This window comes from Sphingobium sp. BYY-5 (assembly GCF_022758885.1).
Lineage (GTDB): Bacteria > Pseudomonadota > Alphaproteobacteria > Sphingomonadales > Sphingomonadaceae > Sphingobium.
This window is the reverse complement of sequence record NZ_JALEBH010000001.1, coordinates 2,354,702-2,368,774: the sequence shown is the minus strand read 5'-3', so window position 1 is coordinate 2,368,774 and position 14,073 is coordinate 2,354,702. Positions and strand designations below refer to the sequence as shown.

Sequence of the window (14,073 nt, the reverse complement as noted above, 5' to 3'; positions counted from 1 at the left end):
GGTAGTATCCATGTCTCATCTGACCGACGAGGCGCGCGCGCCCTATCGCGACGCGCAGCCCATCATCGAATTGGGCGACAACAGCCTGGAGGCGATCGTTGCCGCCAATCCCGCGCGCCGCACCATATTGAAGAACGGCCTGCTCGGCCTGTCGATTCTGCCGATGCTGGGCGCGTTGGCGGCGTGCGACGATGACGATGATGATTCAAGCAGCCCAACGCCGACCCCGACACCCACACCCGCGCCTAGCTACGGCATCAGCTTCGCGCCGGTCGCCGCGAACATGAACGATACCGTCACGGTGCCCACGGGCTACACGGTCGACATTCTGCTGAAGGCTGGCGATTCGATCGAGACCGGCACACCCTATTCGGGCAGCTATCCGACCCCGGCCAATGCCGAAAAATGGGCTGGCGGCAACCATGACGGCATGGAATATTTCGAACTGTCCGGCACCGATCCCAACAATGGCGGCCTGCTGGCGATCAACTTCGAATATCCCGACTTCAACATCCTGATGTCGGGCAGCTATGACGCCGCCAAGGCGACGGCGGATCAGAAGGCGCTCGCTCTGTCCGCCGTCGGCATCGGCGTGGTCGAGATCGCGAAGGGCACCGATGGCAAATGGGCCGTCAAGCCGGGTTCCAAATATAACAAGCGCTACACCGGCAACAGCAGTTACAGGGCGAGCGGTCCGGCTTCGGGTCTGCTGTCGGGCACGATCAAGGGCATGTTGAACAACTGCTCGTCGGGGCGCACCCCCTGGGGCACCTATCTGACCTGCGAAGAATCGACCGACAACTATCTCGATCCGACGCAGGCGGAGGAAGATTACGGCTGGGTGGTCGAAATCGACCCTTATCAGGAACTGGACGCGCCGACCAAGCGCACCGCGCTCGGTCGCTTCGACCATGAAAATGTCGCGCATATGGTCGACAGCAATAGCCGTGTCGCCTTCTACATGGGGCATGACGGCACGCCGGGCTGCATCTATAAATTCGTCTGCGACCGTGCGTTCAGCAGCAGCAATCGCGCCGCCAATCGTGACATGCTCGACCATGGCACCCTCTATGTCGCCCGGTTCAACGGGGACGGCACCGGCGAATGGCGTGCACTCGTCCATGGCCAGAATGGACTGACCCTCAAGGCCTCCGATCCGGGCGATGTCAGCCAGAGCGCGACGCGACCTGCGCCGACGACAGTCGATTTCGCCAATCAGGCTGATGTCATGGTCAACACCATCTCGGCCGCGCGCGTCGCCGGCGGCACCGTCATGGACCGTCCGGAATGGATCACGGTCGCGCCCGACAACAGCGCCATCTTCGTGACGCTGACCAACAATAGCGGCCGCCGCTCGACCGACGCCGCGAACCCGCGCACCGTCAACCGCCACGGCCATATCATCAAGTTCAAGGAAGAAGGCAATTCGCCGCTCGCCATGAAGTTCACATGGGAAATCTTCCTGCTGGCGGGCGATCCGAAGCTCGTCGGCTTCGGCGACAAGCTGGAAGGCAATATCAACGGCGACACCTTCTCCAGCCCCGATGGCATCCGCATCGACCCCAAGGGTCGCCTCTGGGTCCAGACCGACCATTCGATCCCTGGTTCATCGGGCGACTCGTCGCGCACGATCGAACAGATATTCGGTCAGAACGCGATGTTCTATATCGACCAGTCGACCAAGAAGTCGATGCGCTTCTTGGTCGGTCCGGAAGGCTGTGAGATCACTGGCATCGCCTACACGCCGGACCTCATTAATTTCTTCATCAACATCCAGCACCCGACCGGTAACTGGCCGGTATCGGGCCAGGAGCCGCGTTCCTCGACCATCGTCGTGCGCCGCACCGACGCCAAGCCGGTCGGCAACTGATTGCAGCATAGTGAAAAGCCCCTCCCCGTCAGGGGAGGGGGGACGTCCGATAGGCACCCGGACAAGCCAACGACAAAAAGCCCGCTCCCATAAGGGGCGGGCTTATGTTCTTTCGAAAGCCGAAAGATCAGGCGCGCGGGCGAAAGGCCCGCAGCGGCTTACTTGATCTTGGCTTCCTTGAACTCGACATGCTTGCGCGCGACCGGGTCATATTTACGGAAGCTCAGCTTCTCGGTCTTGGTGCGCGGATTCTTCTTCGTGACGTAGAAGAAGCCAGTGTCAGCCGAGCTGACGAGACGGATCTTGACGGTTGCCGGCTTGGCCATGGCCCTATTCCCTGGTCGTAAATAACGTAAAAAGAAAAGCGGCTCGCCATAAGTGAGTGGCGGACCGCCCGTTTCAGCGGTGGCCCATGAGCCAGATTCGGCCCGATGTCAAGGCTTGGCCCAGGCTTTACGCGCCTTTAACCGGGCTGCGCCTAGCATGACCCGGCAATGATTGGGAGGATTTTCCGTGCGGCATGACCGGGCTTCGGCCATTTTGATGGGCCTTCTGCATCGTGCCGGCGGATTGGCAGGTCCGCTCGAATCGGCGCGGGCGCGCGGTGGCTCCTGCCCGCAGATTCGCGCCTGTCTCACTCCGCCGCGCGCCTGAGGTCCCTGCCCGCAGATGGACGCCTTGCTGATCGCGTTGCTCGGTTGCCTGCTGGGCGAGATGGGCGACAAAAGTCAGTTGCTCGTGCTCGCGCTCGCCACCCGTTATGATCGCGACGGTGCGGTGATCGCCGGCATCGTCGTCGCCGCTGCGGCCAATGCCGCCATCTCCGCAATCGCCGGGGCCTGGATCGGCCCGATGCTGGGCGCGGACGCGCGGTTGCTCTTCATGGCGCTCGCCATCCTCTTCCTTGGCGTCGGCTTGCTCTGGCGCGTCTCGCCACCCGACACGCTCGACGGCTGGCCGACCGGCCCCTTCCTCACCACCATGCTTGGCCTCTTCATCCTGGGCTTCGGCGACGGCCCGCAATTCCTGATCCTGGGGATCGCGACCCGCACCGCCGATCCGATACTCGCGGGGATCGGTGGTGCGATCGGCATGATCGTGGCTCTGGTCCCGGTGGTGGTGGTGCGCGGCCAGTTGCTCGCTATCCTGCCGCTGCGCGCGATACGCTGGACCGGCGGGGCTTTATTGCTCCTCTCCGGCGCGATCATGGGGCTGGGCGCCACCGGCCTGCTCTGATCGAACGGCTTTGTCAGCCTGATCGGATTTCCCGCAGGAAAAAATGGCACCTAATCGGCGCGAGATCATTATATGTTCGAAATCAATTCCGCGGACAGGAGAATATTGGATGACCGCCCCCGATCTGAAGACGCCGACCGACCTGAAGAGCAACGCCACCAAGTCCGTCGCTGACGCACTGAACGGTGCGCTTGCGGACAGTTTTGCGTTGTACCTCAAGACCAAGAATTTCCACTGGCACGTCTCCGGCCCGCATTTCCGCGACTATCATTTGATGTTCGACGAGCAGGCGACCGAGATTCTGACCGTGACCGACCTGATCGCGGAGCGCGTGCGCAAGACCGGTAACACCACGCTGCGTTCGATCGGCGACGTCGCCCGGCACCAGAGCGTCAAGGATAATGACGCCGATTTCGTCAACCCGGCCGACATGCTCAAGGAGCTGCGCGACGACAATCTCGCGCTGGTCGAAACCTTTCGCGCGGTGAAGAAAGCTGCCGCTGATGCGGGCGACAATGCGACCGAAGGCATTGCCGACGACTGGACCGACCAGGCCGAACAGCGCGCCTGGTTCCTGTTCGAGGCGGCGCGCGGGGCGTAAGCCGAACGATAGCAGCGAAAAGGCCCTCCGGTTCGCCACCGGAGGGCCTTTTTCGTGACGCAGTCGATAAGGTTCATGCTTCGTCCACGACAGCGATCCCGATAATCTCCACCGCTTCGGCCTTCCCGGCAAAATCAACCTTCTCGCCGACCTCCGCGTCCATCATCGCGCGGGCGAGTGGAGAGGAGAAGCTGATCCGCCCCTCGTTCGGATCAGCCTCGTCATCACCGACGATCGCTACTGTCTTTTCGCGGCCGTTCAGCCGGTAAGTCACGCGCGTGCCGAAGACGACGGCATCGCTGTTCGCCATCGGCCGCAGTTCCGCCGTCGCCAGCCGCGTGCGCCAGTAGCGTAGCTCGCGCTTGTGCTTCTTGGCCGCTTCTTCGTCCATCGCCTCGGTATCGACGCCCTCTAGCACCGCCACTTTCTCGCGCGTCAGCCGCAGCCCGCGCGTCGTCACCCAATTGGGACCGGGCGGAATGGGCAGCTCGAACTTCGGCTCCATATGCTCATCGTCGCTCTCGCGACGAAAGGCGACACTCATCTTGCCTCTCCTGAAAAATCGATCATGCAGGACAACGGCCTCGGCGGCCGGTCAGTCTTCGTCGAACAGCCCGGCTAGCTGCTCCACCATCGTCCCGCCCAATTGCTCGGCGTCCATGATGGTGACGGCGCGGTGGTAATAGCGGGTGACGTCATGGCCGATGCCGATCGCCACCAGTTGCACTGGCGACCGGTTCTCGATCCAGTCGATCACCTGTCGCAAATGCCGCTCCAGATAGGTGCCGCTGTTGACCGACAGGGTGGAATCATCGACCGGCGCGCCATCGGAGATCACCATCAGGATACGCCGTTCCTCCGGCCGCGCGATCAGCCGCGCATGTGCCCAGAGCAGCGCCTCGCCGTCGATATTCTCCTTGAGCAGTCCCTCGCGCATCATCAGGCCCAGATTCTTGCGCGCCCGGCGCCAGGGATCATCGGCCTTTTTGTAGATGATATGGCGCAGATCGTTCAAACGCCCCGGCATCGGCGGCCGTCCGGCGGCGAGCCATTCCTCGCGCGCCTGTCCGCCCTTCCACGCGCGCGTCGTGAAGCCCAATATCTCGGTCTTGACGCCGCAGCGTTCCAGCGTGCGCGCCATGATGTCGGCGCTGATCGCGGCAATGCTGATCGGTCGCCCGCGCATCGAACCGCTATTGTCGATCAGCAGCGTGACTACCGTATCGCGGAACTCGGTATCCCGCTCGATCTTGTAGCTGAGCGATCGGGTCGGATCGATCACGATCCGCGCCAGCCGCGCCGCGTCCAGCATCCCTTCTTCCTGGTCGAAGTCCCAGGATCGCGACTGCTGCGCCATCAAGCGCCGCTGCAACCGGTTGGCGAGCTTGGTGACGGCGCCCTGCAAACTGACGAGCTGCTGGTCGAGAAAGCCGCGCAGCCGCACCAGCTCATCTTCGTCGCACAGGTCCTCAGGCGCGACGATCTCGTCGAACTTGGTGGTATAGGCCTTATAGTCGAAGCCGGGCGGCAGGTCGGACATCGGCCGGTTGGGCCGGACCGGCATCATGCCTTCCTCACCCATGTCGTCGGCGCCCTCGTCGCTGTCGGCGTCGAACTCGTCGCTATAGTCGGTCTCGCCTTCCTCGGTCTCACCGCCCTGATCTTCGGCGCGCGCCTCGGCGTTCATGTCGCTGTCGCCGGCCTCGTCCTGGCCGCTGTCGCCTTCCTCCTGCTGGTCTTCCTGATCCTCGCTCTCGTCCTGCGATTCAGTTTCGTCCGTATCCGGCGGCACGTCGGCGTCGATGAGCTGGAGATGCTCCAGCATGGCGGTTGCCAGCTTCTGGAAGGCGCGCTGGTCGTCGATCGCCATGCCGAGCGCGTCGAGATCAGTCCCGGCCTTGTCCTCGATCCACTGATCGACCATGGCGACGCCCGGCGCGGCATCCGTGGGAATGGGCTGCCCGGTCAACCGTTCACGCACCTTCAGCGCCAGCGCGGTCGACAAGGGCACTTCATCAGCCGATCGCGCCCGGCGGATCGCATCGGATTTCAGCCGCAGGTCCAGCGCATGGTTGAGGTTGGCGCGTACGCCCTCCATCGCCCGCGCGCCGATCGCCTCGACCCGCGCCTGCTCGACCGCGTCGAACACCGCGCGCGCCACCGCTTCGGTGGGGGCGGAGGACGCATGGACCTTCGCATTATGATGGCGCATCTTCAGCGCAGAGGCGTCGGCAAAACCGCGCGCCAGCGCCACCTGATCGGCGGGCAGGGCGCGGCCGGGCGTCGGCACCTTGATCGCCTTGCCGGCGGCGTGGGGCGTATCGGCGGTGAAGCCGACCTCAACCTCCGCATCGCGCGTGATCGCGCGGGCGGCGCCGGACAGCACGTCCTTGAAGGCGTCGATGGGCGAACGTTCGGTCACGGCCGCTCCGCTTCACCCACACGGGGGACGGCGATCGTCTCGATCTGCGTCTCGACTTCGCTCATCAGCTTGTGGACCGGGCATTTGGCGGCGACGGCGATCAGCTTGTTATGCTGTTCGTCAGTCATGGGGCCGGTGATGGCGATGCGGGTGGTCAGCTTGTAGACGCCCTGCCGTTCCTGGCTGGCGTCGCGGACGACGCCGACATGGATATCCTCCACCGGGATGCCGTTGCGCTGCGCATACCAGAGCATGGTCATCGCCTTGCACGCGCCCAGCGCCGAATCATACAGGTCGTGTGGATCCGGCCCGGCGTCATGGCCATCGGGCGCCGACATGTCGGCGACGATCTCGTGCCCGCGGATGCTGATCCGGTGCGCGGTGCCGTTCGGGTCGATTCGTTCGACGACGATCATGCTTTGTCTCCCTGCCGTCGGCGCAGGGCGAACCTTCAGTTCGCCCGGCTCGCCACGCTCTCGGGAAGATCCTTCCCGAACACGCGCTGATAATATTCGGCGACCAGCGCCCGCTCGGCTTCATCGCATTTGTTGAGGAAGCTCAGGCGGAAGGCGAAGCCGACATTCTTGAAGATCAGCGCATTCTGTGCCCAGCTAATGACGGTGCGGGGCGACATGACGGTCGAGATATCGCCGTTGATGAAGCCCTGGCGGGTCAGTTCCGCCACCTTGATCATATTCTCGACTTCCTTGCGGCCGCCCTCATGATCATATTCGCCCGACTTGGCCAGCACCACCTGCGCCTCGGTCGCGGCGGGCAGATAGTTCAATGCCACCACCAGGTTCCACCGGTCCATCTGGCCCTGGTTGATCTGCTGCGTGCCATGATAGAGGCCGGTCGTGTCGCCCAGGCCAACGGTGTTGGCGGTCGCGAACAGGCGGAAATGCGGGTTCGGGCGGATCACGCGATTCTGGTCCAGCAGCGTCATCTTGCCGTCCGTCTCCAGCACGCGCTGGATCACGAACATCACGTCCGGGCGGCCGGCGTCATATTCGTCGAACACCAGAGCGACGGGGCGCTGCAATGACCAGGGAAGCAGGCCTTCCCGGAATTCCGTCACCTGCTGCCCGTCCTTGAGGACGATGGCGTCGCGGCCCACCAGGTCGATACGGCTGATATGCGCGTCCAGGTTGATGCGGATGCACGGCCATTTCAGGCGCGCGGCGACCTGTTCGATATGGCTCGACTTGCCGGTGCCATGATAGCCCTGCACCATGACGCGGCGATTATAGGCAAAGCCCGCCAGGATCGCGAGCGTGGTGTCCGGATCGAACACATAGGCGGGGTCCAGGTCCGGCACGCGCTCGTCGGCCTGGGAAAAGGCCGGGATCTTCATGTCGACGTCGATGCCGAAGACCTCGCGTGCGTCCACCTCACGGTCGGGCGCTTCCAGCAGCGTGTCGGCGCGGGTGTCGGGCTGGACGTTCGAAATATCGGTCATCGGGTCGTCATCTTTCTGCGATTCCTTCTCGCCCTAACCCATATCCAAAGGGCATGTCGATAGAGTGGAGCCTCGTTCCGTGACGATCAAGCGGCCCTTTTCGCCAAATTGGCCTCCTTGCCTATCAGGACGAAACCCGCGGACGATGGGCCGTGGCATGGTTCAGCCTGTCCTACAGTCCCTGGCCATGGCAATATATGTGCCCGACGCCTTCACCCACCTCTGGCTTGTAACGAAATTTCCAACTTCAGCATGAAAATTTCAAATTTTACGGGAAATGTGCGAAGTTAAGCGAAAGCCGCCGCCTTGCGCAAATGCCCATAGGCCTCGATCACACCCTGCAACGCGCCTTCATGGCTGCGGTCGCCACCATTATGGTCGGGATGATAGCGGCGCAGCAATTCGGTATAGCGCGCCCGCAACGCCTTGCGATCCGCGTCGATCGGCAGGCCCATGACCATAAGCTGCCTGCGGTCCTCGTTGGACAGGAATTTCCCGTCCTGCCGCATCTGGCTGTCGGCCCACGCCTTGGCGACGCGCTCCTTGAACCTGGCCCCGATCGCATCGAGCGGGTCCTGGAAATCCGACCATTTGGGTGGCGGACTGGTGGCGTTGGAGGAAAAGGCGCGCGTCTCCCGTTCCCACCCCGCATAGGGGCGCTGGGCGGCGGCGATCTCTTCCGGACTCATGCCGGTGAAGAAATTATAGCCCTGGTTGAACGCGCGCACATGGTCCAAGCACAGCCAGCGCCAGCGCGGCCCCTCCTGGCCTGGCTGGCCGCCTTCCAACGGCGGCGCGCGAAACTCGCCCGGTTCCGGGCAGCCTTCCACCGCGCAGGGGCGTTCGCCGTCGACGCGGCCATGGAAACGATTGAAACGACGGGTCGAGAAGGATTCGCTGCTCAAGATTGTCCTGATGGAATGACTGGCAAAGCAGCTTATATAGGCGATATGACCACCGACCTCAAAGGCCCCGTTGCCACCGAAATCGAGGCGCGGCTGCGCGCCGCCCTATCGCCCGACCATCTCGCCGTCATCGACGACAGCGAAAAGCATCGCGGTCATGCCGGTCATGACGGTTCGGGCGAAAGCCATTTCACGGTAGAGGTCGTGTCCGATCGCTTCACCGGCCAGAGCCGCGTTGGCCGTCAACGCCTGGTCAATGCCGCGCTCGCCGACCTGCTGCGCGACAAGGTTCATGCCCTCGCCATCAAGGCGCGCGCGCCCGGCGAATGAGCGCCCGGCCGCAACGTCCCGCTGCGCGGCTGCTGGTGCTGGATGAGCGGCATCGGCTGCTGCTCTTCCGCTTTACGCCCGACGACCGTGCGCCCTTCTGGGTGACGCCCGGCGGCGCGCTCGATCCGGGCGAAAGTTTCGAGCAGGCGGCGCGGCGTGAATTGTTCGAGGAAACCGGCTTTACCTGCCCCATCGGCCCGCAGGTCGCGGTCCGCCATGTCCGCTTCGTCACGATCGAGGGTGTCGAAGTCGATGCGGAGGAACGCTATTACCCCGTCTATCCGCAGGACTATACCCTGTCCCTCATCGGCCACACCGCGCTGGAGCAACGAGTCATGACCAGCCATCGCTGGTGGACGCCGGAGGAGCTGGTTGCCTGCCCCGAACCCTATTTCCCGCTAGACCTGATCGCGCTCTGGACCCAGCTTCCGCGTGCGCAGACGCAAGAGGACGCCTTATGACCGACATCGACAGCATCATCCAGACGATCACGCCGACCACACATGACCTGGGCGATTTCAAGGTTCACCGCTCGCTGCCGGTCAAGGGGCGCACCATGGTCGGCCCATTCATCTTCTTCGACCAGGCGGGACCGGCGCGGATCGCGCCGGGGCAGGGCATCGACGTGCGCCCGCATCCGCACATCAACCTCTCCACCGTCACCTATATGTATGAAGGCGCCTTCATGCACCGCGACTCGCTCGGCACCGAGCAGTTGATCGAGCCGGGCGCGGTCAACCTGATGACGGCGGGCAAGGGCATCGTCCATTCGGAGCGTTCCCCGGACGAGGACCGCGCGAAGGCGTCCAAGCTCTCCGCCATCCAGACCTGGCTCGCTTTGCCCGACCGGTTCGAGGAAATGGACCCCGCCTTCGAGCATGTGGGGGAGGGCGGCCTGCCCGTGATCGAGGATGGGGGCGTCCGCGCCCGTGTCATCATGGGGTCGCTCTGGGGTGAGACGTCGCCTGTCACCACCTATGCCCACACCATCTATGCCGACATCCAGTTGGCCCCCGGCGGACGCATCGCCATAGATCCGTCGGCGGACGAGCGTGCTCTGTATGTATCGGGCGGCGACGCGGCGCTCGACGGGCAGATGCTGGCGCCCCAGATGCTCTATGTCCTGCGTCCCGGCGTCTCCGCCACGCTGATGAGCGTCGATGGCGGCCGGGTCGTCCTGTGCGGCGGCGAAGCCTTCACCTCGCCCCGTCACGTCTGGTGGAATTTCGTCGCCTCGACCCAGGACCGGCTGATGCAGGCGCGCGAGGATTGGGACGCGATGCGCTTCCCCCTCATCCCCGGCGACGATCAGGAGTTCATCCCCATCCCGCAGGGACGGCCCAAGACGGTCAGCTATCCCTGATCGACCGCCGTTCGTTTCGATCCGGATCGGGAACAGCCCCGTCCGGTCGGGACATTACTGCACGAAGGTCAGTGAGAGATTTTCGGCATTTTTGGGAATGTCGATCCGGCTCTCATTGATGGAGGCTTCCTCGCCGGGCTTGAGGCTGGTCTTGTCGGCCTTGGTGGTCCAGCTAAAGACCAACCGGTTCTGCCGGTCACGCAACTGCACCAGCACCGGGGGGACAGGCAGCGCCTGGGCGCCGCTGTTCACGATCCGCGCGCCGAAGGCGAAATATTCCTCGCCCGTCGGCAGTTTGCGTCGCTCGGCCGGCTTGGACAGGTAGAAGAGCAGGTCGGGATCGCCTTCATCGGGAACGATGCCCATGGCCACCATCCAGGCGGGCGGTCCGAAATAATAGAGCGCCCCGCCCGCCGCGGCCACGAGCAGAAAGAAACCGGCGGCAGCCCAGGTCCAGAATTTGAGCATGTTGCGACGGGGCCTGATCGGCGCGAGCGGTGCGAAGGAATCCTCTTCCGCCGGGTCGACCCGGACTCCGGCATAAATGTCATCGAAACGATGATCGGCCGGCGCGGCGCTGGGCGGCGCGACCTCTTCCGGTGACGTCGGTTCAGGCGCGACAGGTTCGGTGACGGCCGGGACTTCCGGCTCCCGCTCGGCCACGGGCGTTTCCGGCGCGGCAGGAGGTGGCGGCGGAGGGGCAACTGTTTCGACCGGAGCAGGCACGGGCAACGGCGCGACAGGCGCTTCCTCGCGCACCGGCAGGGCAACCGGCTCCTGGAACCAGCTATGCTTGCACGCCGCGCAGCGGACCTGGCGACCATTGGGGCCTACGGCGCTATCGGGCACGACATATCGCGTCGCGCAATTGGGACACACCAGGATCATGTCGCTTCATAGGCATGGCAGGGACTCGCGCGCAAGCGCCAACAACATAGGCGCGACTCGCGAGATCGCGCGGCGCGGGCTTTACGGCAGCCCGTTGCCTGTGCCATGGCTGCACCTTCGGGAAGCAGGGAGCGCACCAGCGCCACATCGCAGCATATGTCGGCCATCGTCCAGTTCGAAAATGTCGGTCTGCGCTATGGTCTGGACAGCGAGACGCTATCCGACGTCAGCTTCACCCTCGCCAGTGGCGGCTTTTACTTCCTGACCGGTGCTTCGGGCGCGGGCAAGACCTCGCTGTTCAAGCTCCTCTATCTCGCCCAGCGCCCCAGTCGCGGCGTCATCCGGCTGTTCGGAGAAGATGTGGTGACGCTGCCCCGCAAGCGCCTGCCCGGCTTCCGCCGTCGCATTGGTGTCGTCTTCCAGGATTTTCGGCTGGTCCCGCATTTGTCGGCCTATGATAATATCGCCCTGCCGCTCCGCGTCGCGGGGATGGAGGAAAGCGCGATCGACGCACCGGTCGTCGAAATGCTGAATTGGGTAGGGCTGGGCGATCGCGGGCAAGCGCGGCCCGCCACCCTGTCGGGCGGGGAACAGCAGCGCGTCGCCATCGCTCGCGCGGTGATCGGCCGTCCGGAAATATTGGTCGCGGACGAACCGACCGGCAATGTCGACGCCGACATGGCCCGCCGCCTCATGAGCCTGTTCGAAGCGCTCAATCGCCTGGGGACGACCATCGTGGTCGCCACCCACGACCTGCCATTGATCGCACAGGTCAAGGGCGCGCAGATGATGAAGCTGGACAGGGGCAGGCTGGCCGATCCCACCGGCATGTTGCGCTATCCGCCGCGTCCGCAGGAGCGGACCTGATGGCAAGCGGCGCCAACCGCAGGGCTGCCGCCGCCGCGCGTCATCGCCTGCTGCCTGCGGGCCGGGTGGCGGGACCGATGCCCTGGATCATCGCAATCATGATGTTCCTGACGATATTGTCCGCTGCCGCTGGCCTGGGCCTGGGCGCGGCGGTTCGGTCGATGAGCGCCGACCTGGCCGGGCGCGCCAGCGTGCAGGTGGTGGAGGCCAATGCGGAAGCGCGCGACGGGCTGGCGGCCCGCACACTGCAATTGTTGCGCGGGGCGCAGGGCGTGCGGTCTGCCGATCCGGTTGATCCGGCATTACTGGCCGACCAGCTTCGTCCCTGGCTGGGCGATGCGGCGACCAGTGGTGATCTGCCCGTGCCGGCGCTGATCGACGTGACGCTGACGCCGGGTGAGGCGGATGCGAAGGTCGATCGCGTGCGCCGCCTGCTGGTCGGCCTGTCGCCCAAGCTGCGGATCGAGCCGCACGCCACCTTCTTGCAGCCGCTCGCTGGCCTGCTCAGCGCGTTGGGCTGGCTGGCCGCGGGAGTGGTTGCGCTGATGATCCTCGCCACCGGTGCGGTGACGGTGCTGGCGGCGCGCGGCGCGCATGACAGCCATCGCGGGACGATCGACGTATTGCACCTGATGGGATCGACCGATGTGCAGATCGCCCGCCTGTTCCAGCGGCGCATCGGCCTCGACGCCTTTCTGGGCAGCGCGCTGGGCTTCGCCTTCGCCATTCTGGTCATCATGGTGATCGGCCTGCGCCTGTCGGCGATGGGATCGGACCTGCTGGGCGCCGTCACGCTCGACATGCTGAGCTGGGTGTTGCTGGCGTTGCTGCCGGTGTTGGGGGTGGTTCTTGCCATGCTCACCGCACGTTGGACGGTGCTGCGTGCGCTGGGACGATCGCTATGATCGTCCGTTTTGCCGCCGTCACTTTGCTGGCCTGGATGCTGGGTTTTGCCTGGTTCGCCATTTTCCTGCCCCAGCCGCTCGACGGTCGCCGGACCGACGCCATCGTCGTGCTGACCGGCGGGGCGGGGCGGATCGACCGCGGTATTGCCCTGTTGCGGGACGGCGCGGCCAAGCGGATGCTGATATCGGGCGTCGACCGCGCGGTTCGTCCGGTCGAGCTGGCGGCGCAATATAAGGCGCCGGAGCAGCTCTTCACCTGCTGCATCACGCTGGGCCGCGAGGCGATCGACACCCGTTCCAATGCGATCGAGACGGCGCGCTGGCTGGAGCGGCGCGATTATAAGACCGTGCGGCTCATCACTACCGACTGGCATATGCGCCGTTCCGCGCTGGAACTGCGGCAGGCGCTTCCCGGCCGTGTCACGCTGGTTTATGACGCCGTTCCCAGCCGCCCAAGCCTGACCATGCTGCTGCGCGAATATAATAAATATCTGCTGCGGCGCGGCGCGGCGCTGATCGGCATCTGACGGCTTTTTCTTATGATTACCGCCATCCGCTCCCTTCTGTTCATGCTGGTCTTCTACAGCGGCAGCCTGCTCTTCGTCCTGTCGGCGCTGCTGTTCGCCTGGATCGCGCCCACGTCGGTGCAACGGATCGCCACCGGCTGGAGCCGCTTCCATCGCGCCAGCGCGCGCTGGCTGCTGGGGCAGAAGGTGGTGGTGGAAGGCGACCTGCCGCAGGGACCATATCTCTACATCCTCAAACATGAATCGATGTTCGAGACGATCGATCTGCTTTGCCTGTTCGATCGACCGGCGATCGGTGCTAAGCGCGAATTGCTCGATATTCCGCTCTGGGGGGAGATCGCCCGGCGCTACGGCCTGATCCCGATCGAGCGCACCGCAGGGGCCAGCGCATTGCGGGCGCTGCGTGTGTCGGCCAAGGCGGCGTCCGCGCAGGGACGCGCCGTCTGCCTTTTCCCCGAAGGCACCCGCGTGCCGCATGGTGAGGCACCGCCGCTCAAGGCCGGGTTCGCCGGACTTTACAGCTTGCTGGGCCTGCCGGTGGTGCCGATCGCGGTGGACAGCGGCCGTGTCTCGCCGCGCGGCAAGTTCCTGAAGCACGCCGGCGTCATCACCTACAAGGTGGGGGAGATCGTCCCCGTCGGCCTCGACCGCAAGGATGCCGAGGCGCGGGTTCATGCCGCGATCAACGCCCTGAACTGAC

At 64.5% G+C, this 14,073-nt stretch carries 17 protein-coding genes; 10 read left to right on the top strand and 7 right to left on the bottom strand.

Translation table 11 applies throughout. From position 1 onward, the window contains the following. Nucleotides 1-10 precede the first annotated feature (10 nt). Nucleotides 11-1,870, top strand: a complete 1,860-nt coding sequence (locus MOK15_RS11375; RefSeq protein WP_242931716.1) for a PhoX family phosphatase — start codon at nucleotides 11-13, stop codon at nucleotides 1,868-1,870. A 158-nt stretch (nucleotides 1,871-2,028) separates the two neighbouring features. Here the strand turns inward: MOK15_RS11375 and rpmG are convergent, their stop codons facing one another. After that, nucleotides 2,029-2,196: a 50S ribosomal protein L33 gene (gene rpmG / locus MOK15_RS11370; RefSeq protein ID WP_021226203.1), complete on the bottom strand. Its 168-nt coding sequence runs from the start codon at nucleotides 2,194-2,196 to the stop codon at nucleotides 2,029-2,031. Nucleotides 2,197-2,539: 343 nt separating this feature from the next. Here rpmG and MOK15_RS11365 point away from each other — a divergent pair, with 343 nt between their 5' ends. Both MOK15_RS11365 and MOK15_RS11360 read left to right on the top strand, forming a co-directional pair. Then, nucleotides 2,540-3,106 (top strand): TMEM165/GDT1 family protein, encoded by a 567-nt coding sequence (locus MOK15_RS11365; RefSeq protein ID WP_242931715.1) that lies wholly within the window; start codon nucleotides 2,540-2,542, stop codon nucleotides 3,104-3,106. 109 nt (nucleotides 3,107-3,215) lie between these two features. Continuing rightward, the gene (locus tag MOK15_RS11360) at nucleotides 3,216-3,707 is read left to right on the top strand and encodes a DNA starvation/stationary phase protection protein (protein WP_242931714.1); all 492 of its coding nucleotides are present in this window, start codon (nucleotides 3,216-3,218) and stop codon (nucleotides 3,705-3,707) included. A 73-nt stretch (nucleotides 3,708-3,780) separates the two neighbouring features. Here the strand turns inward: MOK15_RS11360 and MOK15_RS11355 are convergent, their stop codons facing one another. The 5 genes from MOK15_RS11355 to MOK15_RS11335 all read right to left on the bottom strand — a co-directional run bounded on the left by MOK15_RS11355 (nucleotide 3,781) and on the right by MOK15_RS11335 (nucleotide 8,493). Further along, nucleotides 3,781-4,251, bottom strand: coding sequence for a GreA/GreB family elongation factor (locus MOK15_RS11355; RefSeq protein WP_242931713.1), 471 nt, complete (start codon nucleotides 4,249-4,251; stop codon nucleotides 3,781-3,783). Between the two features lie 51 nt (nucleotides 4,252-4,302). Next, nucleotides 4,303-6,129: a cobaltochelatase subunit CobT gene (cobT, locus tag MOK15_RS11350; RefSeq protein WP_242931712.1), complete on the bottom strand. Its 1,827-nt coding sequence runs from the start codon at nucleotides 6,127-6,129 to the stop codon at nucleotides 4,303-4,305. Further along, the gene (locus MOK15_RS11345) at nucleotides 6,126-6,545 is read right to left on the bottom strand and encodes an OsmC family protein (RefSeq protein ID WP_242931711.1); all 420 of its coding nucleotides are present in this window, start codon (nucleotides 6,543-6,545) and stop codon (nucleotides 6,126-6,128) included. The genes cobT and MOK15_RS11345 overlap by 4 nt, the downstream gene beginning before the upstream one ends. A 35-nt stretch (nucleotides 6,546-6,580) precedes the next feature. After that, entirely contained in the window at nucleotides 6,581-7,588 is a 1,008-nt protein-coding gene (cobS, locus tag MOK15_RS11340; protein ID WP_242931710.1) for a cobaltochelatase subunit CobS, read from the bottom strand. Nucleotides 7,589-7,875: 287 nt separating this feature from the next. After that, nucleotides 7,876-8,493, bottom strand: coding sequence for a J domain-containing protein (locus MOK15_RS11335; RefSeq protein ID WP_242931709.1), 618 nt, complete (start codon nucleotides 8,491-8,493; stop codon nucleotides 7,876-7,878). Between the two features lie 45 nt (nucleotides 8,494-8,538). On the opposite strand from MOK15_RS11335, the gene MOK15_RS11330 reads away from it, so the two are divergent. The 3 genes from MOK15_RS11330 to MOK15_RS11320 are packed head-to-tail and all read left to right on the top strand — an operon-like array spanning nucleotide 8,539 to nucleotide 10,186. Further along, nucleotides 8,539-8,823, top strand: coding sequence for a BolA family protein (locus tag MOK15_RS11330; protein WP_242931708.1), 285 nt, complete (start codon nucleotides 8,539-8,541; stop codon nucleotides 8,821-8,823). Then, nucleotides 8,820-9,284, top strand: coding sequence for an NUDIX domain-containing protein (locus tag MOK15_RS11325; RefSeq protein ID WP_242931707.1), 465 nt, complete (start codon nucleotides 8,820-8,822; stop codon nucleotides 9,282-9,284). Before MOK15_RS11330 ends, MOK15_RS11325 begins: the two co-directional genes overlap by 4 nt. Continuing rightward, nucleotides 9,281-10,186 (top strand): pirin family protein, encoded by a 906-nt coding sequence (locus MOK15_RS11320; RefSeq protein ID WP_242931706.1) that lies wholly within the window; start codon nucleotides 9,281-9,283, stop codon nucleotides 10,184-10,186. The genes MOK15_RS11325 and MOK15_RS11320 overlap by 4 nt, the downstream gene beginning before the upstream one ends. A gap of 54 nt (nucleotides 10,187-10,240) precedes the next feature. Here MOK15_RS11320 and MOK15_RS11315 read toward each other — a convergent pair whose 3' ends face one another. After that, nucleotides 10,241-11,074: a zinc-ribbon domain-containing protein gene (locus tag MOK15_RS11315; protein WP_242931705.1), complete on the bottom strand. Its 834-nt coding sequence runs from the start codon at nucleotides 11,072-11,074 to the stop codon at nucleotides 10,241-10,243. A 156-nt stretch (nucleotides 11,075-11,230) separates the two neighbouring features. On the opposite strand from MOK15_RS11315, the gene ftsE reads away from it, so the two are divergent. The 4 genes from ftsE to MOK15_RS11295 are packed head-to-tail and all read left to right on the top strand — an operon-like array spanning nucleotide 11,231 to nucleotide 14,072. After that, on the top strand, nucleotides 11,231-11,941 hold the full coding sequence (gene ftsE, locus MOK15_RS11310) for a cell division ATP-binding protein FtsE (RefSeq protein ID WP_242932725.1): 711 nt from the start codon (nucleotides 11,231-11,233) through the stop codon (nucleotides 11,939-11,941). After that, nucleotides 11,941-12,846, top strand: a complete 906-nt coding sequence (locus MOK15_RS11305; protein ID WP_242931704.1) for an FtsX-like permease family protein — start codon at nucleotides 11,941-11,943, stop codon at nucleotides 12,844-12,846. The genes ftsE and MOK15_RS11305 overlap by 1 nt, the downstream gene beginning before the upstream one ends. After that, nucleotides 12,843-13,373 carry a YdcF family protein gene (locus MOK15_RS11300; RefSeq protein ID WP_242931703.1) on the top strand — a complete coding sequence of 177 codons (531 nt, stop codon included), beginning with the start codon at nucleotides 12,843-12,845 and terminating at the stop codon, nucleotides 13,371-13,373. The genes MOK15_RS11305 and MOK15_RS11300 overlap by 4 nt, the downstream gene beginning before the upstream one ends. 12 nt (nucleotides 13,374-13,385) lie before the next feature. Then, nucleotides 13,386-14,072 carry a lysophospholipid acyltransferase family protein gene (locus tag MOK15_RS11295; protein ID WP_242931702.1) on the top strand — a complete coding sequence of 229 codons (687 nt, stop codon included), beginning with the start codon at nucleotides 13,386-13,388 and terminating at the stop codon, nucleotides 14,070-14,072. The last annotated feature ends 1 nt before the right edge of the window (nucleotide 14,073 follow it).

Bases quoted from the DNA above. Each gene is read 5' to 3' on its own strand.
- MOK15_RS11375 (WP_242931716.1), top strand. From the start codon at position 11: ATGTCTCATCTGACCGACGAGGCGCGCGCGCCCTATCGCGACGCGCAG.
- rpmG (WP_021226203.1), bottom strand. From the start codon at position 2,196: ATGGCCAAGCCGGCAACCGTCAAGATCCGTCTCGTCAGCTCGGCTGAC.
- MOK15_RS11365 (WP_242931715.1), top strand. From the start codon at position 2,540: ATGGACGCCTTGCTGATCGCGTTGCTCGGTTGCCTGCTGGGCGAGATG.
- MOK15_RS11360 (WP_242931714.1), top strand. From the start codon at position 3,216: ATGACCGCCCCCGATCTGAAGACGCCGACCGACCTGAAGAGCAACGCC.
- MOK15_RS11355 (WP_242931713.1), bottom strand. From the start codon at position 4,251: ATGAGTGTCGCCTTTCGTCGCGAGAGCGACGATGAGCATATGGAGCCG.
- MOK15_RS11345 (WP_242931711.1), bottom strand. From the start codon at position 6,545: ATGATCGTCGTCGAACGAATCGACCCGAACGGCACCGCGCACCGGATC.
- cobS (WP_242931710.1), bottom strand. From the start codon at position 7,588: ATGACCGATATTTCGAACGTCCAGCCCGACACCCGCGCCGACACGCTG.
- MOK15_RS11330 (WP_242931708.1), top strand. From the start codon at position 8,539: ATGACCACCGACCTCAAAGGCCCCGTTGCCACCGAAATCGAGGCGCGG.
- MOK15_RS11325 (WP_242931707.1), top strand. From the start codon at position 8,820: ATGAGCGCCCGGCCGCAACGTCCCGCTGCGCGGCTGCTGGTGCTGGAT.
- MOK15_RS11320 (WP_242931706.1), top strand. From the start codon at position 9,281: ATGACCGACATCGACAGCATCATCCAGACGATCACGCCGACCACACAT.
- MOK15_RS11315 (WP_242931705.1), bottom strand. From the start codon at position 11,074: ATGATCCTGGTGTGTCCCAATTGCGCGACGCGATATGTCGTGCCCGAT.
- ftsE (WP_242932725.1), top strand. From the start codon at position 11,231: ATGTCGGCCATCGTCCAGTTCGAAAATGTCGGTCTGCGCTATGGTCTG.
- MOK15_RS11305 (WP_242931704.1), top strand. From the start codon at position 11,941: ATGGCAAGCGGCGCCAACCGCAGGGCTGCCGCCGCCGCGCGTCATCGC.
- MOK15_RS11300 (WP_242931703.1), top strand. From the start codon at position 12,843: ATGATCGTCCGTTTTGCCGCCGTCACTTTGCTGGCCTGGATGCTGGGT.
- MOK15_RS11295 (WP_242931702.1), top strand. From the start codon at position 13,386: ATGATTACCGCCATCCGCTCCCTTCTGTTCATGCTGGTCTTCTACAGC.